At 70.4% G+C, this 26,013-nt stretch carries 15 protein-coding genes; 14 read left to right on the top strand and 1 reads right to left on the bottom strand.

Features of this window, described 5'->3' with window-relative positions:
• Positions 1 to 47: 47 nt before the first annotated feature.
• The 13 genes from G4D85_RS09755 (at position 48) to ftsZ (ending at position 24,065) form a co-directional block, all read left to right on the top strand.
• Positions 48 to 1,571, top strand: a complete 1,524-nt coding sequence (locus tag G4D85_RS09755; protein WP_164010306.1) for a UDP-N-acetylmuramoyl-L-alanyl-D-glutamate--2,6-diaminopimelate ligase — start codon at positions 48 to 50, stop codon at positions 1,569 to 1,571.
• 54 nt (positions 1,572 to 1,625) lie between these two features.
• Entirely contained in the window at positions 1,626 to 3,026 is a 1,401-nt protein-coding gene (locus G4D85_RS09760) for a UDP-N-acetylmuramoyl-tripeptide--D-alanyl-D-alanine ligase (protein ID WP_164010309.1), read from the top strand.
• A complete protein-coding gene (gene mraY, locus G4D85_RS09765) occupies positions 3,026 to 4,204 on the top strand; it encodes a phospho-N-acetylmuramoyl-pentapeptide-transferase (protein WP_164010311.1) in 1,179 nt (392 codons plus the stop codon). The genes G4D85_RS09760 and mraY overlap by 1 nt, the downstream gene beginning before the upstream one ends.
• A gap of 24 nt (positions 4,205 to 4,228) precedes the next feature.
• Positions 4,229 to 5,626 (top strand): UDP-N-acetylmuramoyl-L-alanine--D-glutamate ligase, encoded by a 1,398-nt coding sequence (gene murD, locus G4D85_RS09770; protein WP_164010313.1) that lies wholly within the window; start codon positions 4,229 to 4,231, stop codon positions 5,624 to 5,626.
• 5 nt (positions 5,627 to 5,631) lie between these two features.
• Positions 5,632 to 6,795 carry a putative lipid II flippase FtsW gene (gene ftsW / locus G4D85_RS09775; protein ID WP_164010315.1) on the top strand — a complete coding sequence of 388 codons (1,164 nt, stop codon included), beginning with the start codon at positions 5,632 to 5,634 and terminating at the stop codon, positions 6,793 to 6,795.
• Positions 6,792 to 7,952 (top strand): undecaprenyldiphospho-muramoylpentapeptide beta-N-acetylglucosaminyltransferase, encoded by a 1,161-nt coding sequence (murG, locus tag G4D85_RS09780; RefSeq protein ID WP_164010317.1) that lies wholly within the window; start codon positions 6,792 to 6,794, stop codon positions 7,950 to 7,952. Before ftsW ends, murG begins: the two co-directional genes overlap by 4 nt.
• Positions 7,949 to 9,367, top strand: coding sequence for a UDP-N-acetylmuramate--L-alanine ligase (gene murC / locus G4D85_RS09785; protein WP_164010326.1), 1,419 nt, complete (start codon positions 7,949 to 7,951; stop codon positions 9,365 to 9,367). The genes murG and murC overlap by 4 nt, the downstream gene beginning before the upstream one ends.
• A gap of 7 nt (positions 9,368 to 9,374) precedes the next feature.
• Positions 9,375 to 10,310 carry a UDP-N-acetylmuramate dehydrogenase gene (gene murB, locus G4D85_RS09790; protein WP_164010328.1) on the top strand — a complete coding sequence of 312 codons (936 nt, stop codon included), beginning with the start codon at positions 9,375 to 9,377 and terminating at the stop codon, positions 10,308 to 10,310.
• Complete coding sequence (locus G4D85_RS09795; protein ID WP_164010330.1) at positions 10,307 to 11,263, top strand: D-alanine--D-alanine ligase; 957 nt, start codon at positions 10,307 to 10,309, stop codon at positions 11,261 to 11,263. The genes murB and G4D85_RS09795 overlap by 4 nt, the downstream gene beginning before the upstream one ends.
• Positions 11,264 to 11,423: 160 nt before the next feature.
• A complete protein-coding gene (locus G4D85_RS09800) occupies positions 11,424 to 12,278 on the top strand; it encodes a cell division protein FtsQ/DivIB (RefSeq protein WP_164010331.1) in 855 nt (284 codons plus the stop codon).
• A gap of 44 nt (positions 12,279 to 12,322) precedes the next feature.
• Positions 12,323 to 13,555, top strand: coding sequence for a cell division protein FtsA (gene ftsA, locus G4D85_RS09805; RefSeq protein WP_164010333.1), 1,233 nt, complete (start codon positions 12,323 to 12,325; stop codon positions 13,553 to 13,555).
• A 361-nt stretch (positions 13,556 to 13,916) separates the two neighbouring features.
• Positions 13,917 to 22,490 (top strand): adventurous gliding motility protein AgmC, encoded by an 8,574-nt coding sequence (gene agmC / locus G4D85_RS09810; protein WP_240359172.1) that lies wholly within the window; start codon positions 13,917 to 13,919, stop codon positions 22,488 to 22,490.
• Between the two features lie 342 nt (positions 22,491 to 22,832).
• A complete protein-coding gene (ftsZ, locus tag G4D85_RS09815; protein ID WP_164010335.1) occupies positions 22,833 to 24,065 on the top strand; it encodes a cell division protein FtsZ in 1,233 nt (410 codons plus the stop codon).
• A gap of 30 nt (positions 24,066 to 24,095) precedes the next feature.
• Here ftsZ and G4D85_RS09820 read toward each other — a convergent pair whose 3' ends face one another.
• Positions 24,096 to 24,485, bottom strand: a complete 390-nt coding sequence (locus tag G4D85_RS09820; RefSeq protein WP_164010337.1) for a hypothetical protein — start codon at positions 24,483 to 24,485, stop codon at positions 24,096 to 24,098.
• 130 nt (positions 24,486 to 24,615) lie between these two features.
• On the opposite strand from G4D85_RS09820, the gene G4D85_RS09825 reads away from it, so the two are divergent.
• Positions 24,616 to 25,968, top strand: coding sequence for an acetyl-CoA carboxylase biotin carboxylase subunit (locus G4D85_RS09825; RefSeq protein WP_164010339.1), 1,353 nt, complete (start codon positions 24,616 to 24,618; stop codon positions 25,966 to 25,968).
• Positions 25,969 to 26,013 lie beyond the last annotated feature (45 nt).

Below are 26,013 nucleotides of genomic sequence, written 5' to 3' on the forward strand. Positions count from 1 at the left end.
GCGCTCGCTCCAGGCCCCGTGTTTGCAACACGTGTGAAGGGGAAGAGATGAAGCTGACGGATGTCCTCGCAGGATGTGGTGCCGAGCAGACCTCGGGCGGCCGTTCCGCGGTTGACGTCACCGGTGTGACGCAGGACTCGCGGCGCGTGAAGGCTGGGGACCTCTTCGTTGCCATTCCTGGCACGAAGGAGGATGGAGCCCAGTTCATCGGCGAGGCCGTGTCCCGTGGCGCGGTGGCAGTGGTTTCCGAGAAGCCGGTACCCTCCTCGCAGGTGCCCTTCTTCAAGGTGGGCAATGCGCGCAAGGCCCTGGCCCTCATCGCCGCGAACTTCTACGGCCGTCCCGCCGACCAGCTCACGCTGCTGGGCGTCACCGGGACGAACGGGAAGACGACGGCGAGCTACCTGCTGGAGGCGATGAGCACGGCGGCCTATGCGTCCACCGGTGTCATCGGCACGCTGGGCTACAAGTTCTCCGGCAAGACGGTGGAGACCTCCAACACCACCCCGGACCCGCTGGAGCTGCACCGCATCTTCCGGGAGATGGTCGACGCGGGCGTGGAGACGGTCATCATGGAGGTGTCCAGCCATGCGCTCGCGCAGGAGCGCGTGCACGGGCTCACCTTCAAGGCGGCCGGCTTCTCCAACCTGAGCCGGGACCACCTCGACTACCACAAGGACATGGAGGACTACTTCCAGTCGAAGCGGAAGCTGTTCGCCGAGAACCTGTCCGCCACCGGTGTGGCCGTGGTGAATGGTGACGACACCTACGCCAGCCGCATCTACAACGAGCTGCGCGGCCAGAAGCGCATGGCGTGGAAGTTCAGCCGCCTGGGCAACGGGGAGGTCTCCGCCGCGGATGTCACCTTCACGCTCCAGGGCATCAAGGGCACGCTGAAGACGCCGGCGGGGGACATCCCCATCAAGAGCAAGCTGCTGGGGCCCCACAACCTGGAGAACATCCTCCTGGCGGCGGGCATCGGCCTGGGCGCTGGCTTCGCCCGGCGCGACGTGCAGGAGGGCATCGAGCGCATGACGCCGGTGGCCGGCCGCATGGAGCGCGTGGAGAACTACGGCCCCGGCGGGGCGCCGGCGGTGCTGGTGGACTACGCGCACACCGACGACGCGCTCAAGCGCGCGCTGGAGGCCTCGCGTGCGCTGGCCAAGGGCCGCGTCATCACCGTCTTCGGCTGCGGCGGGGAGCGGGACAAGGGCAAGCGTCCGCTGATGGGCGCGGTGGCGGCCGAGGCCGCGGACCTGGCCATCATCACCAGCGACAACCCCCGCACCGAGAACCCGGACGACATCATCTCCGAGGTGACGCCGGGCCTGGAGAAGGCCGGCCTGCGCCGCATCTCCGCGGGCAAGGCGAAGTCCGGTGAGAAGGGCTACCTCGTGGACGCGGACCGTCGCGCCGCGATTGAGCTGGCCATCAGCATGGCGACCGCGGACGACGTCGTCCTCATCGCCGGCAAGGGCCACGAGACGTACCAGCAGGTGGGCACGGAGAAGCACAACTTCGACGACCGCCAGGTGGCGGCGAAGGCGCTGGCCAACCGGACCCCGGGCTGAGAGAGCCCACACCCGCGCGGCCCGGCCCGGCCGCGCGGGCTCCACCCACACCCTATGCCCGCTCGATTCAACGATGATGAGGTGGTGCAGGCGACCGGGGCGACCCGGCGCGGCGGCCCGGCCCCGGCGGCCTTCGCCGAGGTCTGCACGGACACGCGGGCCCTTGCCCCGGGGTGCCTCTTCGTGGCGCTCGTCGGGGAGCGCTTCGACGCCCACGCCTTCGTGGACGCCGCGGCGAAGGGTGGAGCGGCGGGCGCGGTGGTGGGGCGCGGGCGTCCCCTGCCCGTGCTGCCGGAGGGCTTCCCCCTCTACGAGGTGGAGGACACGCTGATGGCGCTGGGGGCCCTGGGCCGCCACCACCGTCAGCGCTTCCGCATTCCCCTCTGCGCGGTGGGCGGCTCCAACGGGAAGACGACCACCAAGGAAATGGTGGGCGCCATCCTCGCCACGCGCGGGCCTGCGCTGAAGACGGAGGGCAACCTCAACAACGAGGTGGGCGTCCCGCTGACGCTGTTCCGGCTGGAGCCCCAGCACGTGGCGGCCGTCATCGAGGTGGGGATGAACCGCCCCGGTGAGATTGAGCGACTCACCCGCGTGGTGCGGCCGGACGCTGGCGTCATCACCGTGGTGCAGCCCGAGCACATGGAAGGACTGGGCAGCATCGAGGGGGTGGCGGAGGCGGAAGGAGAGCTGTTCCGGGAGATGGGGCCCGACACCACCGTGGTGGTGAACGTCGATGACGCCCTCATCCTGAAGCAGGCCGCGCGCAGCAGGGCGAAGCGGCTGACGTTCGGCCGCGCCGAGGGCGCGGACGTGCGGCTGACGGGCGTGGAGACGCTGGGCCGCGAGGGCATGGTGGCCACGGTGCGGTACTCGGGCCGGGACTGGCCGGTGCGGCTGCACTTCATCGGCCCGCACAACGCGCAGAACGCCACGGCGGCCTTCGCGCTGGCGCTGGCGCTGGGCTACTCGCCGGAGGAGTGCGTGCGGGGCCTGGAGACGGCGCGACCGTACTCGCGGCGGCTCAACGTGCTGGACGGCAAGGGCGGCGTCACGGTGATTGACGACTGCTACAACGCCAACCCGGCTTCCATGGACGCGGCGCTGGAGACGCTGGGCACGCTGGTGCCCGCTGGCGGCCGTCCCGTGGTGGTGCTGGGGGACATGTTGGAATTGGGCCCGGGCGAGCTGGAGGAGCACTCGCGCCTGGGTGGGCGGGTTCCCGGCCACGCGAAGCTGGCGGCCTTCTTCGGTCCCCGCTCCGTCAAGGGGTGGGAGGCCGCATCCATGGGCAATTCCGCCGCTCACTTCACCGAGGTGGAGCCGCTGGTGGCCTGGCTGTCGCCCCAGCTGCGTCCCGGTGACGTGGTGCTGGTGAAGGCCAGCCGCGGCATGCGGCTGGAGCGGGTGGTGGCGGCCCTGACGGGCACGGCCACTCCTGGAGGAAACCACTAGTGCTGTATCTGCTCTACGAGCTCATCCAGTCCTCCGAGGCGGGGCGCGTCCTCAACTTCCTGCGCTACCCCACCTTCCGCATCATCGCCGCGGGCGTCTTCGCGCTCGTGCTCGGCATGCTCGTCGGCCCCCGGCTCATCGCCCGGCTGCGGCTGAAGCAGCATGGGCAGAGCAACGTGCGCGAGGACACGCCGGACACGCACCAGAAGAAGAAGGGCACGCCCACCATGGGTGGCGCGCTCATCCTCATCTGCATCGCCGCCGGCACCCTGCTGTTCGCGGACCTGAAGAGCCGCGTGGTGTGGGTGATGCTGCTGCTCACCTTCGGCTACGGCTTCATCGGCTTCCTGGACGACTGGCTGAAGCTGTCCAAGCGCAACTCCAAGGGCCTGGCCGGGCGCAAGAAGATGGTGCTGCAGACCTTCTTCTTCCTGGTGGCGGTGTTCGGCCTGCTCACCACGTGGACGCAGCCGGATGGCTCCTTCGGGCCCACGCTGCTCATCAACACGAAGCTGACGCTGCCCTTCATCCCCACGCGCTGGTTCAACCCGGACCTGGGCTGGTTCTACGTCGTCTTCGCGTGGCTCGTCATCGTCGGGACGTCCAACGCGGTGAATCTCACGGACGGCCTGGACGGCCTGGCGATTGTGCCCACCATCGTCTCGGCCATCACCTTCGCGGTGCTCTGCTACGTGGCGGGCACCACGCTGAGCATCGCGGACTCGGAGCTGGTGAACGGGGTGCCGCGGCTGGTGGCGACGCCGCTGTACCAGTACCTGGGCATCCTCCAGGTGCCGGGCGGCGCGGAGATGGCCGTGTTCTGCGCGGCGATTGTCGGCGCGGGCATCTCCTTCCTCTGGTTCAACACGTACCCGGCCTCCGTCTTCATGGGCGACATCGGCTCGCTGGCGCTGGGTGGCGCGCTGGGCGGGCTGGCGGTGCTGTCCAAGAACGAGGTGGTGTCCGCCATCATCCACGGCATCTTCTTCGCGGAGGCGCTGAGCGTGATGATCCAGGTGGCCTCCTTCAAGATGACGGGCAAGCGCGTCTTCAAGATGGCGCCGGTGCACCACCACTTCGAGCTGAAGGGGCTGGCCGAGCCGAAGATCATCGTCCGTTTCTGGATCGTCTCCATCCTGTGTGGTGGCGTGGCGCTCCTATCGCTCAAGCTCCGCTGAAGCCGCGGTCAAGGGGGCACGGCCATGTCGTTGGCGCTGTCCGGTCAGAAGGTGCTGGTGTACGGGCTGGCGAAGAGCGGCGTGGCGGCCCTGCGCCTCCTCTGCCAGCAGGGCGCCCGGGTGACGGCGCTGGACGCGCGCGCCGAGGAGGCCCTGGGTGAGGTGGGCCGCGAGGTGAAGGCCCTGGGCGCGGCGCTCGTCACCGGCCCCACGCCTCCGGGGCTGCTCGCGTCGCAGGACCTGGTCGTCGTGAGCCCGGGCGTGCCGCTGGCGCTGCCGGAAATCGAGGCCGCGCGCGCGGCCGGCGTGGCGGTGTGGGGCGAGGTGGAGCTGGCCTGGCGCTGCCTCACCGAGGTGCCGCTGTTCGGAATCACGGGCACCAACGGGAAGAGCACCACCACGGCGCTCACCGGCGAGCTGTTCCTGCGCGGCGGCAAGCGCACCTTCGTGGGCGGCAACCTGGGCCGGCCCTTCTCCGAGGCCGCGCTGTCCCCGGGGGACTGGGACGCGCTGGTGGTGGAGCTGTCCAGCTTCCAGCTCGAGGGCATCCGCACGCTGCGGGCCCGGGGCGCCGCCATCCTCAACCTCACGCCGGACCACCTGGACCGGTACGCCACGCACGCGGACTACGGCGCGGCCAAGGCGCGAATCTTCCAGCACCAGCTGGGCGGGGCCCAGCCGGGCCAGCACCCGCAGGGCACCGACTTCGCGGTGGTGAACGCGGACGACGCGGACGTGCTGGGGCTGGCGCGCGCGGCGAAGGTGCCCGTGTACGGCTTCAGCACCACCGGGAAGCCCGTGGCGGACGCGCCGAAGCTGGCGGGCCTGGCCGTCGCGGAGGAGGGCGGCTTCCGGCTGGACTTCCTGGGCGAGCGCTACCGGCTGACCAACCGCGCGCTGCGCGGCGCGCACAACGCGCAGAACGCCATGGCGGCGGCGCTGCTGGCGCGGCTGGGCGGCGTGGCCTCCGACGGCGTGCAGGCGGGGCTGGACAGCTACCCGGGCCTGCCGCACCGCATGGAGAGCGTGCGCGTGCTGGACGGCGTGGAGTGGGTGAACGACTCCAAGGCCACCAACGTGGACTCGGTGCTGGTGGCGCTGCGGTCCTTCAAGGGCGACCTGTGGCTGATTGCCGGCGGCAAGGGCAAGGGCGCGCCGTATGCGCCCATGGTGGACGAGGGGCGCGGCAAGGTGAAGGGCGTGCTCACCATCGGCAATGACGCGGACGTGCTCGCGCGGGCCTACGCGGGACAGGCGCCGGTGCATGCGTGCGGCACGCTGGACGCGGCGGTGAAGAAGGCGCGCGAGCTGGCGAGGGCGGGGGACACGGTGCTGCTGTCGCCCGCGTGCGCGTCGTATGACCAGTTCAAGAGCTTCGAGGACCGGGGCGACACCTTCAAACGCCTCGTCGGTGCGCTGTGACGGACATGAAGACCCCTCCTCCGGCGACGGCCTCCGTGCGGTTCGACCCGCTGCTCCTGTGCGCCGTGTTCGGCCTCGTCACCATCGGCCTGGTGATGGTGTACTCGGCCAGCGCGGTGCTGGCGCAGGACAAGCTGGGTGACAGCCTGTACTTCCTCAAGCGGCAGCTCACCGCGGCCGGCATGGGGCTCGTCGCCATGGCCGTGGCCATGAAGGTGGGCTGGCGCAAGCTCGCACGGTGGGCGTACCCGCTGCTGCTCATCGCCATCGTCCTGCTGGTGCTGGTGGCCATTCCCGGCATCGGCAGCACGGCGGGCGGCGCGCGGCGGTGGATTCGCCTGCCGGGCTTCGGCCTGCAGCCGGCGGAGCTGGCGAAGTTCGCGTGGGTTGTCTACCTGTCCTACTCGCTGGCGAAGAAGCGCGAGAAGGTGGCCAGCTTCTCCGTGGGCTTCGTGCCGCACCTGGCGCTGTGCGGGCTGCTGGTGGGCCTGTGCATGCTCCAGCCGGACTTCGGCAGCAGCGTGCTGCTGGTGTTCATGCTCTTCGTGCTGCTCTTCGCGGCCGGCGCGAAGCTGAGCTACCTGGTGGGCCTGATTCTGATGGCGCTGCCCATGGCGTACGTGGCCGTCGCCTCCAGCCCGTACCGCATGAAGCGCATCCTCGCCTTCCTGGACCCGTGGGCGCACCGGCACGACATCGGCTACCAGGTCGCCGAGTCGCTGATGTCCATCGGCTCGGGCGGCGTGTCGGGCCTGGGGCTGGGGGACGGGCGGCAGAAGCTCTTCTTCCTGCCGGAGGCGCATACGGACTTCATCTTCTCCATCCTCGGTGAGGAGACAGGGCTGGTGGGCGTGGGGCTGCTGGTGGCGCTGTACGGGGTGGTGCTGTGGCGCGGGGTGCGCGCCAGCCTGGCTGCGGGGGAGACGTTCGGCACCTACCTGGGGCTGGGCATCACCTCCATCATCGCCTTCCAGGCGACTGTGAATATGTGCGTGGCCATGGGGCTGCTGCCGACCAAGGGACTGACGCTGCCGTTCGTCTCGTACGGCGGCACGTCGCTGGTGGTGATGATGGGCTCGGCGGGGGTGCTGCTGTCGCTGAGCGCGAATGCCCAGCCGGCCACGCGTCCCACGCGGACGGGTACGGACATGCGGGAGGTGACGGCGTGAAGGTCCTCATCGCGGGCGGCGGCACCGGTGGCCACCTCTTTCCGGGCATCGCCCTGGCCGAGGAGGTGACGACGCGCCACCACGGCAACCAGGTGGTCTTCGTGGGCACCGAGCGGGGCCTGGAGGCGCGCGTGGTGCCGAAGGAGGGCTACCCGCTGGAGCTGGTGAAGGTGCAGGGCCTCAAGGGCAAGAGCCCCATCGCCTTCCTCAAGGCGCTGTTCGCGCTGCCGCTGGCCTTCATCGAGTCGTTCCGCATCCTCGCCCGGCAGAAGCCGGACGTGGTGGTGGGCGTGGGCGGCTACGCCAGCGGGCCGGTGGTGCTGGCCGCGTGGCTGATGGGCATCCCCACCGCCATCCAGGAGCAGAACGCGCTGCCGGGCCTCACCAACAAGCTGCTGGGCAAGGTGGTCCGCGTCGTCTTCACCGCCTTCGAGGGCGCGCGCCAGTTCTTCCCGGAGAAGAAGGTGCAGCTCATCGGCAACCCCATCCGCCGCAAGCTGATGGACAACTACCTGCGCAGCCACGTGGCGCACGAGAAGTTCTCCCTGCTCGTCTTCGGCGGCAGCCTGGGCGCGCGCGGCATCAACCAGCGGATGATTGAAGCGCTGGACTCCCTCGGTGACTTGAAGGACGGGCTGCACTTCGTCCACCAGACGGGGAAGAACGACCTGGAGCAGGTGCGCAAGGGCTACGCGGAGAAGGGCTTCCAGGCGGACGTGGTGGAGTTCATCGACGACATGTCGAACGCGTACGCGAAGGCGGACCTGGTCGTCTGTCGCGCCGGCGCCACCACGCTGGCGGAGCTGACGGTGTGCAAGAAGGCCAGCATCCTCGTGCCCTTCCCGCACGCCACGGATGACCACCAGGCGGTCAACGCGAAGGCGCTGGTGGACGCGGGGGCGGCGCTGATGTTCCGCGAGTCGGAGCTCACCGGGGCGAAGCTGGCGGAGACCCTCCGCATGCTGAAGAGCGAGCCCGCGAAGCTCAAGAGCATGGAGAAGAAGGCCGCGCTGCTGGGCCGCCCGGAGGCAGCCAAGGAGCTGGCGGACGTCTGCGTGGACCTGATGGTGCAGGCGTGGGGCCCGAATGGCCGGGAGCGCGCTCCCAGCGAGTCGAAGGCCGAGCCGAAGAAGAAGCTGCCGAGGAGCGAGTCGTGACGAAGAACAAGCCGCCCAGCCTCTTCAAGACGCGCCATGCCGCGCAGGTGCACTTCGTGGGCATCGGCGGCATCGGCATGAGCGGCATCGCCGAGGTGCTCCTCAACCTGGGCTACCGCGTGTCCGGCAGCGACTTGAAGGAGAGCGACATCACCCGGCGCCTGACGCGCATGGGCGCCACCTTCTTCGAGGGCCACCGCGCGCAGAACCTCGTCCAGGCGGACGTGGTGGTCATCTCCTCCGCGGTGCGCAAGGACAACCCGGAGGTCGTCACCGCGCGCCAGCGGAAGATTCCCGTCATCCCCCGCGCGGAGATGCTCGCGGAGTTGATGCGCCTGAAGTACGCCGTCGCGGTGGCGGGCAGCCATGGGAAGACGACGACGACGTCCATGGTGGCCACCGTGCTGAGCGCGGCGGGGCTGGACCCCACGGCGGTGGTGGGCGGCAAGGTGAACGTGCTCGACTCCAACGCCAAGCTGGGCAAGAGCGAGCTGATGGTGGTGGAGGCGGACGAGAGCGACGGCAGCTTCCTCAAGCTGCACCCGTCCATCGCCATCGTCACCAACATCGACCCGGAGCACATGGACCACTACGGCACGCTGGAGCACCTCCAGACGGCCTTCGTGGAGTTCTGCAACCGGGTGCCCTTCTACGGCCTCAACGTCCTCTGCCTGGACAACCCCAACGTCCAGGCGCTGCTGCCGCGAATCGAGAAGCGCTTCGTCACCTACGGCAGCTCGCACATGGCGGACTACCGGCTGGAGAACATCCAGTTGGACGGCTTCACCACCACCTTCCAGGCCTTCCGCCGGGACGAGCCGCTGGGCGAGTTCCGCGTGCGCATGGTGGGCGCGCACAACGCCTTCAACGCGCTGGCCGTCATCGCCGTGGCGGAGGAGATGGACATCCCCCTGGAGACGGTGCGCGGCGCGCTGGCCGAGTTCGGCGGCGTGCAGCGGCGCTTCACCGTGCGCGGTGAGGCGCAGGGCATCACCGTGGTGGACGACTACGGGCACCACCCCACCGAAGTCCTCGCCACGCTGGCCGGCGCCCGGCGGGCCTTCGGCCGGCGCCTGGTGGTGGCCTTCCAGCCGCACCGCTACACGCGCACCCACGACTTGATGAAGGAGTTCACCACCGCCTTCAACGACTCGGACGTGCTCTTCGTCACCAGCGTGTACGCGGCGGGCGAGGAGAGGATTCCGGGCGCCACGGGCGACGCGCTGGCGGAGGCCATCCGCGCGCACGGCCACCGCGACGTCACCTTCGTGGAGAAACGCCTGGACCTGCCGGCGGCGCTGCTGCCCCGGCTGCGCGAGGGCGACCTGGTGCTCACGCTGGGCGCGGGCGACATCACCCAGGTGGGGCCGGACCTGCTCTCCCTGCTGGGCACCTCTCCGCTGTCGAAGGGCTGAGGCCGCCATGGTGGAAGCGGGCGTGAGGACGGCGCTGGTGGCCCGCGTGGAGCGGCTGCCCGACTGCGAGCTGAAGGCGGGCGAGCCCCTGGCTCCGCTCACCAGCGTCCGGGTGGGCGGCGCCGCGGAGGCCCTGGTGCGCCCGCGCTCGCCCGACGCGGTGGTGGCGCTGCTGCGGCTGGCGCGCGAGGAGGGCGTGCCCTTCTCCGTCCTCGGTGGCGGCGCGAACACGCTGGTGGGCGATGGCGGCGTGCCGGGCCTCACCCTGAAGCTCCCGGGGGACCTGTTCCCCGAGGTGGCCGACGTGGGCCCCGAGGAGGGGCGCCTCACGCTGGGCTGTGGCGCGGCCATCGTCCGCCTCGTCAACCTGATGCGGACGAATGGGCTGGTGGGCGCGGAGTTCCTCGCCGGCATTCCCGGCACGCTGGGCGGTGCGGTGGCGATGAACGCCGGCACCAAGAACGGCGAGGCCTTCCGGGCGATTGAAGCGGTGGAGGTGGCCACGGCGGACGGGGTGGGGTGGCTCACGAAGGCGCAGGTGCCGCACGCCTATCGCCACTCCGAGCTGCCGCCGGGCGGCGTCGTCACGCGGGTGCGCTTCCTCCTGCGCAAGGGGGACGTGGTGGCGTCCAAGGCCGCCATGGACGCGGACCTGGGGTACCGCAAGCGCACGCAGCCGCTGAGCCAGCCCAACTTCGGCAGTGTCTTCACCAACCCGCCGGGCGACCATGCCGGGCGATTGATTGAAGTCGTGGGCCTCAAGGGCCATACGCTGGGCCGCGCGCAGGTGTCCACCCTGCACGCCAATTGGATAGTCAACCTGGGCGGAGCCACCGCCCGCGACGTACTGGGCCTCGTCACCCTCATGCAGCAGCGGGTGCGCGAGGAGACCGGCGTCGACATGAAACCCGAAGTCAAGCGCTTGGGAGAGTTCCTGCCATGACCCCGAATCGCGGCGCCTTCACGAAGGACGAGCTCAAGACGAAGCGCGTGGGCGTGTTGTACGGCGGCCTGTCCTCGGAGCGCGCGGTGTCCCTGAACACCGGCGCGGCGGTGGCCGGCGCGCTGCGCTCGCTGGGCTACACGGTGGTGGACGTGGACGTGGGCAGGGACCTGCCCGCGCGCCTGGTGGCGGAGAAGGTGGACGTGGCGTGGCTCGCGGTGCACGGGCGCTACGGCGAGGACGGGTGCCTCCAGGGGCTGCTGGAGTCCATGTTCATCCCCTACACCGGCAGCGGCGTGCTGGCCTCCGCGCTGGGCATGGACAAGGTGTACGCCAAGCAGGTCTTCGTCACCCACGGCATCCCCACCCCCGCGTACCGCGCCTTCCACGACGCGGCGTCGGCGCTGGCGGCGGCGGACTCGCTGGGCTTCCCCTTCCCGGTGGTGGTGAAGCCCAGCCGCGAGGGCAGCAGCGTGGGGGTGCACATCGTCAAGGCGCGCGCGGACTATGACGCCGCGGTGCAGGACGCCGCGAAGTACGCAGGCACCCTGCTGGTGGAGCAGTTCGTCAAGGGACGCGAAGTGCAGGGTGGCGTGCTGGACGATGAGGCCCTCGGCGTCATCGAGGTGCGCGCGGCGCATGAGTTCTACGACTACGACGCCAAGTACAAGGCGGACTCCGGCACGCAGTACCTCTTCCCCGCACCCCTGCCTCCGGATCAGTATGCCCGGGTGAACGAGGTGAGTCTGGCCGCGCACAAGGCCCTCGGCTGCAGCGGGGGCTCCCGGTCCGACGTCATCCTCACCGAGGGAGGCGAAGTGTTCCTGCTGGAGATCAACACCCTGCCTGGCATGACGGCCTCCAGCCTCCTGCCGAAGATTGCCGCCGGACGGGGCATCGACTTCCCGGCCCTCTGCGAGCGCCTCCTGCTGGGCGCCTCCCTCAAGGCCTGAAGTCAGGGGCCGGACGCAACTTCGCGTCTGGCCCCGTCGAAAACTTCCGGAAGCCCCCTGGTCCATCACCCGAGCGCCAGCGCTACAGCGACGTGGCTGTAGCCAAAAACTGGCGTGGAGATCCATCCGCGCGCAGCATGCGTGCGACCGTCCCCGACCCATGGCCTTTGGCAGAACGCGAAATCGCCGCCGTCAGGACACCGCCCAGCAGAAGGAGGCGGTGAAGGGCGCCGTGCGCTCGCACGGGCCGGGCGTCCTGAAGGTGCTCGCGCTGACGCTGGCCACGGGCCTGCTGGTGTGGGGTGGGGTGGAATTGCGGCGCTGGGCGCTGACGTCGCCCCGCTTCGACCTGGCGGCGGTGTCCTTCTCCGGCCTCCAGCGCGCCTCTCGCGTGGAGTTGCTGCGGCTGGCCGTCCTGACGAAGGGGCAGAACCTGTGGACCCTGGACGTGGGCGCCCTGGAGCGCACCATGTCGCAGCACCCCTGGGTGAAGACAGTCGAGGTGACGCGGCGCTTCCCCAACCGCGTGTCGGTGGAGGTGACCGAGCACGTGCCGGTGGCCCTGGCGGTGCTGAGCGAGCTGTACGTCCTGGACGAGGAGGGCGAGCCCTTCAAGCGGGTGACGCCGGGGGACGGGCTGGATTTGCCGCTCGTCACGGGGTTGGACAGGGAGGGGTACGTGACGGACCCGGCGGTGGCGCGCGAGCGCCTGCGCATGGCCCTGGAGGTGGCGAGCGCCTATGCGCGGCTGTCACCCGACAAGGCCGAGCGGCTGTCCGAGGTCCGCATGGAGGCGCAGGGCCTGGCGCTGGTGACGGCGTCCGGCCAGGAAGTGCGCCTGGGGCAAGGAGATTCCGAGGTCAAGCTGCAGCGGCTGGCCCGCGTCCGGCGAGAGCTGGGTGCGAGAGGGCTTGCAGCGGAGATCATTCACCTGGATAACCGTGCCCGACCCGGTTGGGTGGCGGTGAAGCTTTCGAGCCCTGTCTCCGAGAGGAACGGGGTCTCGACGCGGTAAGCGGATGCCCCTTTCACGAGAGTGGGGGGCCTGGGAGGGTTGTCATGGCGAAGCAGAAGTCGGGGGAGATCATCGTCGGCCTCGACATCGGCACGACGAAGATCTGCGCCATCGTCGGGGAGCTGACCGACAGCGGGATTGACATCATCGGCATTGGTACGCACCCGTCGAAGGGGCTGCGCAAGGGCGTGGTGGTCAACATCGAGGCCACGGTGTCCTCCATCCGCCGCGCGGTGGAAGAGGCCGAGCTGATGGCGGGAGCCGAAATCTCCCACGTCTACACGGGCATCGCCGGTGGCCACATCAAGGGCTTCAACTCCCAGGGCATCGTCGCGGTGAAGGACAAGGAGGTCCGCGACGCGGACATCGCCCGTGTCATCGACGCGGCGAAGGCGGTGGCCATCCCCCTGGACCGGGAGGTCATCCACGTCCTGCCGCAGGAGTTCATCATCGACGACCAGGGCGGCATCAAGGAGCCGCTGGGCATGGCGGGCGTGCGCCTGGAGGCCAAGGTGCACATCGTCACCGGGGCCGTCTCGAGCGCGCAGAACATCGTCAAGTGCGCCAACCGCACGGGGCTGAATGTCTCCGACATCGTCCTCCAGCCGCTGGCGAGCGCCGAGGCGGTGCTGGGCGAGGACGAGAAGGAGCTGGGCGTGTGCCTCGTCGACATCGGCGGCGGCACCACGGACATCGCCATCTTCTCCGGCGGCTCCATCGTCCACACAGCGGTGATTGCGCTGGGCGGCAACAACCTCACCAGCGACATCGCCATCGGCCTGCGCACGCCCGCGCACGAGGCCGAGCGCATCAAGCAGAAGTACGGCTGCGCGCTGGCGTCCCTCATCAACAAGGACGACACGATTGAGGTGCCCAGCGTGGGCGGCCGGCAGCCGCGCGTCCTGGGGCGGCAGATTCTCTGCGAAATCCTGGAGCCGCGCGTGGAGGAGATCTTCCAGCTCGTGCACCGCGAAATCCAGAAGTGCGGCTACGAGGACCTGCTGGCCTCGGGCGTGGTGATTACGGGCGGCTCCACGCTGCTCGCGGGCATGCCGGAGCTGGCCGAGGAAGTGCTGGGGCTGCCGGTGCGCCGGGGCATGCCGCGCGGCATCGGCGGGCTGGTGGACGTGGTGAAGAGCCCCATGTACGCCACGGGCGTGGGCCTGGTCGTCTACGGTGCCAAGCACCTGGACCGGCGCATGTTCCGCATCCGCGAGGAGAACGTGTACAAGAAGGTGAAGGGCCGCATGCGCGAGTGGCTCGAGGAAATCTTCTGACGGGCTGACGCACCTCGCCCGCCACACGCGAAGGGGCTCTCCGGAAGGGGGGCCCCTTCTTGCGTTCTGGCCTGGCGCGTCATGCCTGGGCGCGTCCGGCGTGGACGCGTCACGCTCCCTCACGCGTGCGGCGCTGACGCGTCAGAAGCCGACGTGACGGGGCGCGTTATTGGGGCGCCAAGCTGTCCGGTTTCCGGAATCTGGATCCGTGATTCGGATTGCCCTCTGGGCGAGAGGGGTGGTGGGTCCTGGAAGCCCTCGGAACTGTGAGGGTCGGGAAGTGGACGGGGGATGGCTTCGAGATTGCTATGTGCGGCCATTGCCGCCGGGACCCCATCCCACCTCGCGCGGCCCTGCCCACATGAACGACAACACCCACACCCCCACTCCGCTGGTACTGGCGCGGCGCATCCGCGCTCGCCTGCCTGCCGCTAGCCTGCTGGCGCTCCTGTGCGTCGCGCTGGTGGCTCCCGCCGCCCACGCCGAGCCGGACTCCTTCGGCCTTGGCACCGGTACCACTCCGCTGACCGTCAATGCCGCCAACACCGTCATCAACACCTACACGCGGGTGTCCGCGGCGGTGCCGGCAGGGCAGAGCTTCGTCACGGTGACGTCCACGACGGGCTTCGCGGTGGGCAACCTGGTGATGGTGATTCAGAGCACCGGCCTCACCCCGAGGCCCGCGTCGGGCAGCCAGACGCCCATCGACGTGTCGGGCAACACGATGGGCCGCTGGCAGCTGGCGCGCATCCAGTCCCTGACTGCCACCCGGCTCAACTTCACCCAGCCGCTCACGGTGCCGTTCCTGGCCACTGGTGCGCAGGCGGTGTTGGTCCGCGAATACACGACGGTGACCATCAACGCTGGCGCCAGCCTCGTCGCCGGGCCCTGGGATGGGACCTCGGGCGGTGTGCTGGCCTTCCTGGCGACGGGGGCCGTGAACAACCAGGGCACCATCTCCGCCACGGGCCGGGGCTTCCGCGGCGGTATCTTCCTCAACGGTGAGGGGGATGGGTGTACCGGCGTCGACGCTGTGTGGCCGGCCGGTGCCATGAAGGGCGAAGGCGTGGTGCCCGGCGCCTACCAGCCGGAAATCGATCCGTTCCCTCCTGTGGCCGGCACGACGGGCTACGGCAACATCGCCAATGGCGGTGGTGGCGGCATCTGCCACAACTCGGGCGGTGGTGGTGGTGGCGGCGCGGGTGCGGGTGGCCAGGGCGGACGTACCTGGAGTGGTGACCTGCCGGCGTCACGGGACGTGGGCGGGCGTGGCGGTGTGCAGATGAACTATGACGCCGTGTCACGTGGCCTCTTCGGCGGTGGCGGTGGTGCTGGCCATAGCAACGACGACGAGGGAGGCGCGGGCAATGTCGGTGGTGGCATCGTGTTCATGCGCGCCGCGTCGCTGGCGGGCGCTGGTGCGGTGACCGCGGACGGCGTGGCGGGTGAGAACGCGCGAGGCTTAGGCAACGACGCGGCCGGCGGTGGTGGCGCGGGCGGTACCCTCTACATGCGCTTCACGGGCAACCTGACCTGCAGCGCGAATACCGTCAGTGCTCGCGGTGGCAATGGTGGTAGCACCACCTTCGCGACACCTCACGGGACGGGCGGTGGTGGTGGCGGTGGCCGTATCCTGGTGCAGGGGGCGGCGGTCGGCTGTACTCCCGTCGTCACAGGCGGCGCGGCGGGCACCCAGCCCTCGGCCGGTGCTCCGGATGGCATCAACTATGGTGCTCGCCCGGGCAACCCAGGTGTGGTCACCGTGCTGCCCGGCGCGTTCCCTGCGTCCCTCGCCGCTCCGGTGGTGGTGACGCCGGCCAACGGTTCCACGACGGGTGTTCGCCCGCCCATCACCGGCACGGCCCCGGCGAACTCGACGGTGGTCATCTACATCGACGGGGTCGAGGTGGCCCGCGTGACGGCCGACGCGGTGGGCAACTTCACGTTCACGCCGACGACCAACCTGACTGCAGGTGCCCACACCGTCAGCGCCATCGCCGAGGTGCAGGGCGTGTCGAGCGTCCGCAGCAACACCAACACCTTCACGGTGGCCACGGACACCACTCCGCCGGACACGACGATTGTGAGCGGCCCGGCGGCGGTGACGAACGCCACGACGGCCACCTTCAACTTCAGCTCCAACGAGAGCCCGGTGACGTATCAGTGCTCGCTGGACGGCGCGGCCTTCGTGGCCTGCACCAACCCGCGCACCTTCACCGGTCTGGCGCAGGGCAATCACACGCTGGCGGTGCGCGCGGTGGATGCGGCCAACAACGTGGACCCGACGCCCGCGACCTACGCGTGGACGGTGGACACCACGGCTCCGGACACCACGATTGTCAGTGGCCCGGCGGTGGTGACGAACGCCACGACGGCCACCTTCGACTTCAGCTCCAATGACGCGGCCGCCACCTTCGAGTGCTCGCTGGACGGCGCGGCCTTCGTGGCCTGTGCCGACCCGCGCACCTTCACGGGGCTGGCGAACGGCAACCACACCCTGGCGGTTCGCGCGGTGGATGCCGCGGGCAACGTGGACCCGACGCCGGCCACCTATGCCTGGACCGTCGACACCGCCCTGCCGGACACCACCATCGTGAGCGGCCCGTCCGGGGTGACTGTCTCCACGACGGCCACCTTCGACTTCACCTCCAATGAGAGCCCGGTGACGTACGAGTGCTCGCTGGACGGCGCGGCCTTCGTGGCCTGCGCGGACCCGGTGACCTTCACCGGCCTGGCGCAGGGCAACCACACGCTGGCCGTGCGCGCCCGTGACGCCGCCGGCAACGTGGACCCGACGCCCGCCACCCGCTCCTGGACGGTGGACACCGTTGCTCCGGACACCACGTTCACCAGCACGCCGCCCGCCGTGTCGAACTCGGCGGTGGCCAACTTCGACTTCAGCTCGAACGAGAGCCCCGTCACCTACGAGTGCCGCCTGGACGGCGCGGTGCTGTTCACCGCGTGCACGGACCCGGCGTCCTTCACGGGCCTGACGAACGGCAGCCACACGCTCCAGGTCCGCGCGGTGGATGCGGCCGGTAACGTGGACCCGACGCCGGCCGTCTATACGTGGACGGTCGACACGGTGCCTCCGGACACCAACATCGATGCCGGCCCCTCGGGGACGACGACCTCCACCAGCGCGACGTTCGACTTCAGCTCGCCCGACAGCCCGGTGACGTACCAGTGCTCGCTGGACGGCGCGGCCTTTGCGGCCTGCACGGACCCGGTGACCTTCACCGGCCTGGCGAACGGCAACCACACCCTGTCGGTGCGCGCGGTGGATGCCGCGGGCAACGTGGACCCGACGCCCGCCACCCGCTCCTGGACGGTGGACACCTCCGCTCCGGACACCACCATCGTGAGCGGCCCCGCGGCGGTGACGAGCGCCACGACGGCGACGTTCGACTTCTCCTCCAACGAGAGCCCGGTGACGTACGAGTGCTCGCTGGATGGCGCGGCCTTCGTGGCCTGCACGGACCCGGTGACCTTCAGCGGCCTGGCGAACGGCAACCACACCCTGGCGGTGCGCGCGCGTGACGCGGCGGGCAACGTGGACCCGACCCCGGCCACCCACGCCTGGACGGTGGACACGACGGTGCCGGACACGACGATTGTCAGTGGCCCGCCCGCGCTGACGAACAGCACCACCGCGACGTTCGACTTCTCCTCGAACGAGAGCCCGGTGACGTACCAGTGCTCGCTGGACGGCGCGGCCTTCGTGGCCTGCACCGACCCGCGCACCTTCACGGGCCTGGCGAATGGCAACCACACGCTGGCGGTGCGCGCGGTGGATGCGGCCGGCAACGTGGACCCGACGCCCGCGACCCACGCCTGGACGGTGGACGCGACGGTGCCGGACACGACGATTGTCTCGGGCCCGGCCCTGGTGACGAACGCCACGACGGCGACGTTCGACTTCTCCTCGAACGAGAGCCCGGTGACGTACCAGTGCTCCGTGGACGGCGCGGCCTTTGCGGCCTGCACGGACCCGCTGACCCTGAGCAACGTGAGCGCGGGCAACCACACGCTGGCAGTGCGCGCGGTGGATGCGGCGGGCAACGTGGACCCGACGCCGGCCACCTACGCCTGGACGGTGGACCTCACCGACCCCGCGCCTCCCGTCATTACCGCCCCGGCCAACGGCACGGTGGTGCCGACGCAGCGGCCGACGTTCGCCGGCACGGCCGAGCCGAACACGGTGGTGACGGTGGTGGTGGACGGAGTCACCCTGGGCACCGCGCCGGTGGATGCCTCGGGCAACTGGACGTTCCCCTGCCCGGTGGACCTCATCCAGGGCCCGCACGAGGTGGTCGCCACGTCGACGGACGCGGCCGGCAACGTGAGTCAGCCGAGCGCGCCCTCCGAGTTCATCGTGGACACGGTGGCCCCCGCGGCGCCGGACATCACCCGTCCCGAGGACGGCGCGACGGTCGCCACCCGGCGTCCGACGTACCAGGGCACGGCCGAGCCGGGCGCCCAGGTGACGGTGACGGTGGACGGCGTCGTGCTGGGCACGGTGACGGCCGACATGGACGGCAACTGGAGCCTGCCCGAGGACGGCGACCTGGCCGACGGCGCGCACACGGTGGGGGCCACGGCGACGGACTCCGCGGGCAACACCAGCGAGGCGACCGCGCATGACTTCTTCGTCGACACGTCTGCCCCGGACACCCTCATCGTCTCCGGCCCGGGGGTTCGTACCAGCGCGACGTCCGCCACCTTCGACTTCGACCAGGTGAACGGCGGCGTGCGGTACGAGTGCAGCCTGGACGGCGCGGCCTTCGCGCCGTGCACGGACCCGGTGACCTTCAACGGCCTGAATGAGGGAAGCCACACGCTGGCGGTCCGCACGGTCAACGCGCTCGGCACGGCGGACCCGGAGCCGGCCACCTACGCCTGGACGGTGGACTTCACGGCGCCGCTCGCTCCGGTCATCACCGGGCCGGCCAATGGCGCGGTGCTGAGCTCCGGCAACGTGGTCATCACCGGCACGGCGGACGGCGCCACGTCGGTGACGCTGACGGTGGGCGGGGCGACGTACGGCCCCATCCCCGTGGATGCGGGGGGCAACTGGACCTTCACGCCGCCGGTGACGCTGGCCGACGGCCCGTACACCATCTCCGTGGTGGCGGTGGACGGCGCGGGCAACACCAGCGCGCCGACGACCTCCACCTTCTCGGTGGACCAGACCGGGCCGGATACCGCCATCGACAGCGGCCCGCCGGCGCTGACCAACGTGGCCACGGCAGACTTCGTGTTCTCCTCCGACGAGTCGCCGGTGACGTTCGAGTGCAGCCTGGACGGCGCGGCCTTCACGCCGTGCACGGCCCAGCAGAGCTTCGGGCCGCTGGCGGACGCCGAGCACACCCTGGCGGTGCGCGCGGTGGACGCGGCCGGCAACGTGGACCCGACGCCGGCCACGCACACGTGGACGGTGGACACGGCGGCGCCGGTGGTGACCCTCACCACGCCCGCCAACGGCGCGGTGCTGACCGACCCGACGGTGACGTACTCGGGCACGACGGAGCCGGGCGCCTCGGTGACGGTGGTGGTGGATGGCGTCAACCTGGGCACGGTGGTCGCGGATGGCTCGGGTAACTGGACGCTCACCCCGGCCACCCCGCTGGCGGATGGGCCTCACACGGTCACCGTCACGGCCACGGACCCGGCGGGCAACACCAGCCCGTCCGTGACGCACAACTTCACCGTGGACGCGCTGCCGCCGGACACGACGTTCACCGCCACGCCGCCCGCGCTCACCAACGCCACCTCGGCCACGTTCGAGTTCACCTCGGACGAGTCGCCGGTGACGTTCGAGTGCAGCCTGGACGGCGCGGCCTTCGCGCCGTGCACCACCCCGCTCGCGCTGAGCGGCCTGGCGGAGGGGACGCACACCCTGCAGGTCCGCGCCGTGGACGCGGATGACAATGTGGACCCGACGCCCGCCACGTACACCTGGACGGTCAGCCTGGACACGGACGGCGACGGCCTCACGGACGCCGAGGAAGTCACGCTGGGCACGGACCCGAACAACCCGGACACGGACGGTGACGGCCTGCCGGACGGCATCGAAGTGAATGTCGGGGAGACGGACCCGCTCGACGACGACTCGGATGACGACGGCCTGATGGACGGCACCGAGGACGCCGACCACGACGGCATCGTGGACGAGAACGAGACCGACCCGAACGACGGGGACACGGACGGCGACCTGCTCACCGACGGCTTGGAGCTGGGCCTGACGGAGCCCGAGGGCACCGACACCGACCTGACGGTCTTCACGCCGGACCTGGACCCGACCACCACGACGAACCCGCTGAACGTCGACACCGACGGTGGCAGCGTGCGCGACGGGGTGGAGGACGCCAACCACAACGGCCGCGTGGACGCGGGTGAGACGAACCCGCTGGTGGCCGCGGACGACACCGACACCGACGGTGACGGCGTGGACGACGCCACCGAAATCGAGCTGGGTCTCGATCCGCGCGACGCGGACACGGACGACGACGGCGTCACCGACGGCGCCGACGGCCTCACCGACACGGACGGGGACGGCACCATCGATGCCCGCGACCCGGACAGCGACAACGACGGCCTGCTCGACGGCACGGAGCAGGGCGTGACGCGGGAGAACGCGCCGGTGGGCACCGACACCAGCTCGCCCAACTTCGTCCCGGACGCCGACCCGAGCACCACCACCGACCCGAAGCGGGCGGACACCGATGGTGACGGGCTGACCGATGGGGCGGAGGACGCGGACTCCAACGGCGCCGTGAGCTCCACCGAGACCGACCCGAACAAGGCGGACACGGACGGCGACAGCCTGAGCGATGGCGTCGAGGTGACCGGCGTCAACTCGACGGACCCCCTCAACCCCGACACGGATGGTGACGGGCTGAACGACGGGCGCGAGGACTCCGACCACGACGGCAGCTTCGACAATGGCGAGACGGACCCGAGGAACCGCGACACCGACCTGGGGGGTGCCAGCGACGGTGAAGAGGTCAACGGCGGTAGCAACCCGCTGGACGGCAATGACGACTTCGTCGTCGTGGGCCGTGGCTGCAGCACGGGCGGGGCGGGCACCTTCGCGCCGCTGGCGCTGCTGCTCCTCGCGCTGCCGCTGCTGGGCCGCCTGCGCCGCTCGGGCGGGCGTCCCTCGCGGGCCCTGGTGGCCGGTGCCGTCGGGGGCCTCGCCCTCACCGGCGCGCTGGTGGCCTCGCCCGCCGAGGCGCAGGCGACGGCGCCCACGGCGTCGCAGGCCATCGACGTGCAGCAGTACAAGCCGGGGCCGGGCGCCGGGGACATCCTCGGCGTGCACAGCGCCCGCGTGCAGCCCCACCTGGGCTGGAACGTGGGCCTGTCCCTCAACTACGCGGACAAGCCGCTCAACTTCCTGGACCCGCGCCAGGACAGGTTCATCACCGCGCTGGTGCGCAGCCAGGTGGGGTTGGACCTGATGGGCGCGGTGGGCCTGTTCGACCGCTTCGAGGTGGGCGTCGTGCTGCCGGTGACGCTGCAGGACTCGGAGCCGGCGCCGCAGGTGGACTCGTCCTTCTCCAACGGCGTGGGCTCGGGCGGCATCGGTGACTTGCGCGTGGTGCCCAAGGCCCGGCTGGTGGACGGTGAGTCCTTCGACCTGGCCCTGGCGGTGCCGGTGGTGCTGCCCACGGGCGGTGGCTCGGACTTCCTCGGTGGCTCGGGCCTGGGCGTGCAGCCGCGCCTGGTGGCCGAGTACGGGCAGCGGCTGCGCATCGCCGCCAACCTGGGGCTGGACCTCCGGAAGCAGCAGCAGCTTCGCAACCTGAACACCGGCAACTCCTTCACCTACGGCGTGGGAGCGGAAATCCCCTTCACCGTGGGCGAGCTGCCGCTGGCCGCCGCGGCCACGGTGGTGGGCGCGCTCGGGCTGAAGGAGCAGGACACCGAGGAGCGCCCGCTGGAGCTGCTGGCGGCGCTGAAGTACCGCTCGCTGGGCGGCCTCTCCGCGCACGTGGGCGCCGGGCCGGGCCTCACCCGCGGCTATGGCACCCCGGGCTTCCGCGTGCTGGCGGGCCTGAGCTACAGCCCCGAGCCCTCGCGCGAGCCGAAGCCGGTGGTGGCGCCCGCGCCGGTGGACACGGATGGCGATGGCCTGATGGACCCCGACGACATGTGCCCCGTCGAGGCCGAGGACAAGGACGGCTTCGAGGACGAGAACGGCTGCCCGGACCCGGACAACGACGGCGACGGCATCCTCGACGGTGACGACAAGTGCATCAGCGAGCCGGAGACGAAGAACGGCCACGAGGACGCGGACGGGTGCCCGGACACGGAGCCCGCGCCGGTGGACTCGGACGGTGACGGCCTGATGGATCCGAACGACGGCTGCCCCGCGCAGCCCGAGGACAAGGACGGCTTCGAGGACGCGGACGGCTGCCCGGACCCGGACAACGACAAGGACGGCATCGCCGACACCGCGGACAAGTGCCCGAACGAGCCCGAGGTCATCAACGGCGTGCAGGACGAGGACGGCTGCCCGGACAAGGGCAAGGTGAAGGTGCAGGTCGACGGCGAGCGCATCCTCATCCTGGAGAAGGTCTACTTCGCCACGTCGAAGGACGTCATCCTCGCCCGCTCGTTCCCGCTGCTGAAGCAGGTGGCCGCGGTGCTGCGCGCCAACCCCCAGGTGGAGCTGCTCCGCATCGAGGGCCACACGGACGACCAGGGCAACGACGCGAAGAACCTGGACCTGTCCAAGCGCCGTGCCGCCAACGTGCGGAAGTTCCTGGTGAACGAGGGCATCCTCCCCGTGCGCCTGGAGGCGGAGGGCTACGGCGAGACGAAGCCGGTGGACACCAACAAGACGGCCGCGGGGCGCGAGAACAACCGCCGCGTGGAGTTCAACATCCTCCGCGTGTCGAAGGTGGAGGTCGAGCGCGACGCCCCCTGACGCTTCGCGGCCGACGACGATGACCCCGTGAGTCACTCACGGGGATGAGCGAGGGTGGTCCTGGACGGTGCTCCGGGGCCACCCTTCGTTTTTCTACGCGTTGGAGCGCGATTCCGACCCGCCAAGGCGTGCCGCGTTTCGCGAGTCAAGGGGCGAAGTTCGCCCACCACGCCGCACCGCGTGCTCGCCGGGTCGCTGCGTAAGTGCGCGTCAGGACTCGGACGCGCCTCATCCCGCTACAGGCTCGTAGCGGAATACTTGCCAAAGCGTGGGACTTGCTGATGATTGTGGAGGTTGGGAGTGCGCGCGCTGCACCGCGCCGCTCCAGCCGAAAGGACCGCCATGGACCAGTTCGATCAGAACAAGCAGGCCGCCAAGATTCGGGTCGTCGGGGCAGGTGGGGCCGGCTGCAACGCGGTCAACACGATGATTCTGTCGAAGCTCGACCGGGTCGACTTCATCGCGGCCAACACCGATGTCCAGGCGCTCGCCGCGAGCAAGGCGCCCACGCGGCTCCAGCTGGGGCAGACGCTGACCAAGGGCCTGGGCGCCGGCGCCAACCCGGAGATGGGCCGCGAGGCGGCCCTGGAGTCGAGGGACCAGATTGCCGCGGTGCTCGAGGGCGCCGACATGGTGTTCGTCACCGCCGGCATGGGCGGCGGCACGGGCACGGGCGCCGCGCCCATCATCGCGGACATCGCCAAGAGCCTGGGCTGCCTCACGGTGGGCGTGGTGACGAAGCCCTTCCTCTTCGAGGGCAACAAGCGCCGCAAGCAGGCCGAGCAGGGCATCGTGGAGCTGAAGGCCGCGGTGGACACCCTCATCACCATTCCGAACCAGCGCCTGCTGTCGCTCTCCAACGAGCCGATGCCGCTGCTGGAGACCTTCAAGCGCGCGGACGAAGTCCTCCTGAATGCCGTGCAGGGCATCAGCGACCTCATCCAGTACCACGGCTACATCAACGTGGACTTCGCGGACGTGAAGACCATCATGAGCGACAAGGGCCTGGCGCTCATGGGCACCGGCCACTCGTCCGGAGACAAGCGCGCGCTCACCGCCATGCAGCAGGCCATCTCCAGCCCGCTGCTGGAGGACGTGTCCATCGACGGCGCCACCGGCCTGCTCATCAACATCACCGGCGGCCGCGACATGACCCTGCAGGAGGTCAACGAGGCGCTGACGCTGGTGCACGACGCGGCGGACAGCGAGGCGGAAATCATCTTCGGCTCGCTCATCGACGACCAGATTCAGGACGAGGTGAAGATCACCATCATCGCCACCGGCTTCGTCCACCGGGACGCGCCCAAGGTCCGCGTGGCGCCGACGGTGGTGCAGGTGCCGCTGTCCCGCCCGGCGCCGTCCGTGCACGCCACCGCGCACGTGCGCGAGCGCGAGGAAGTGGCCAGCCTGGTGCCCTCCAAGGGCAGCGCGCCCCGGCCGCTGCCCGCCGTGGAGAGCAGCAAGGCCATGAGCAGCCGCACCTCGGTGGTGAAGGAAGCCGCGCTGCCGCTGGATGAGGACCAGTTCGACATCCCCACGTTCCTCCGGCGCCAGGGCCAGACGGAGCTGCCGTAGCAGGAGTGGGGAAGGGCGCGGCGGAGTGCGTCAGTGGCCGGGAAGCCGGGCCACGCTCGCCTCGTCGCGGCCGGCCAGCTTGTCCGCGCGGTCGAAGAGGTCATCCACCTCCTCGTACAGCGCGTCGACTCGCTCGGGCCGGCGGGGAGCCGGCAGCACGCCGCTTCCGGACAGCTCCTCCAGGCGCGCGCTGGCGCGCTGGAGCAGCTGCAGGGCCTTCAGCAGGGACAGCCCGCGCCGCGTGCCCTCCTGGGTGAAGAGGGTGCCGCTCTGGGTGAGGGCTTCGAGCGTGGTGCGGACGGTGCGGACGCGGTCCGCCTGCCGGGAGCGGTAGAGGTCCAGCCGCTTGGCGCGCCGCGCGCGGTGCAGATCGACGACGCCGCCAGGGCTCTGGGAGGAGGGGGGCTTCACGTGCGGCAAGGTACGTCAGGGCCTCGCAAGGCCGCAAATTTACGGGATTGTTCCGTCCTGTAGCGCGCTCGCCCGCACCCTTGTCATGGGAGGGGTCGAGGGTTAGGTTCGCCGCCCTTCGCAGGGGAGGGCTGCCGCCATGTTCCAGAAGCTGCTCATCGCCAACCGGGGAGAGATTGCCCGCCGCATCGGCGTGGTGGCCCGGGGAATGGGGCTCAAGACTGTCGCCGTGTACTCGGACGCGGACGCGGAGCTGCCGTTCGTGAAGGAGGCGGACGAGGCCGTGCGCATCGGCCCCGCCCCGGCCAAGGACAGCTACCTCAACGCCGCTGCCATCCTCGAGGCCGCGAAGCAGACGGGCGCCCAGGCCGTGCACCCCGGCTACGGCTTCCTGTCCGAAAACGGAGAGTTCGCCCAGGCCTGCGCCGACGCGGGGCTCACCTTCGTGGGGCCTCCCCCGGCCGCCATGGCGCGGATGAAGGACAAGAGCCAGGCCCGAAAGCTGGTGGCCGCGGCCGGCGTCCCGGTGGTGCCCGGCAGCGACGGCGTGGTGCCGGACGTGGCGGGCGCGCTGGCGGCGGCCGAGCGCATCGGCTACCCGGTGCTGTGCAAGGCGGCCAGCGGCGGCGGCGGCATCGGCATGGCCGTGGCGAAGGACCCGGCGGAGCTGGAGAAGGTCTTCCGCCAGTGCACGGACCGGGCGAAGGCCGCCTTCGGCAAGGAGGGCGTCTACCTGGAGCGCTACTTCCCCGCGCCGCGCCACATCGAGGTCCAGATTCTGGGGGACCACCACGGCCACCTCATCCACGGCCTGGAGCGCGAGTGCTCCATCCAGCGCCGGCACCAGAAGGTGGTGGAGGAGGCCCCCTCCGTGCTGTTCGCGGACGGGAAGAACGCGGCCCTGTCGCAGACGCTGTTCACCGCGGCCGTCACCGCGGCGAAGACGTTCGGCTACGCCAACGCCGGCACGGTGGAGTTCCTCTACTCGGACGGGCAGGTCTACTTCATCGAGATGAACGCCCGGCTCCAGGTGGAGCACCCGGTGACGGAGCTGACCACGGGGCTGGACCTCATCGGCTGGCAGCTGCGCATCGCCGCGGGCGAGCGCCTCACGGTGAAGCAGGAGGACGTGAAGCGGCGCGGGGCGGCGCTGGAGTTCCGCATCTACGCGGAGGACCCGGTGAAGTTCTTCCCGTCCCCGGGCCTGCTCAAGGTGTTCCAGCCCCCCACGGGCGAGGGCGTGCGCCTGGACTCGGGCTACGGCGAGGGCAACACCGTCACGCCGAACTACGACCCGATGATTGCCAAGCTCATCATCTCTGGCGACACGCGCGCGCAGGCGATTGAGCGCTCCGTGGCGGCGCTGCAGGGCTTCCGCATCGAAGGCATCAAGACGAACATCCCGCTCCACCTGCGAATCGTACAGGATGCGGCCTTCCGGGCCGGCGAGCTGGACACGCACTTCCTGGAGCACCACGCGAAGCCGGCGTAGGGCAGCAGCCGGGGCCTGGCTCCAGCCCCATCCACCCCTGAGGAG

It is taken from the genome of Pyxidicoccus trucidator, from assembly GCF_010894435.1.
Classification (GTDB): Bacteria; Myxococcota; Myxococcia; order Myxococcales; family Myxococcaceae; genus Myxococcus; species Myxococcus trucidator.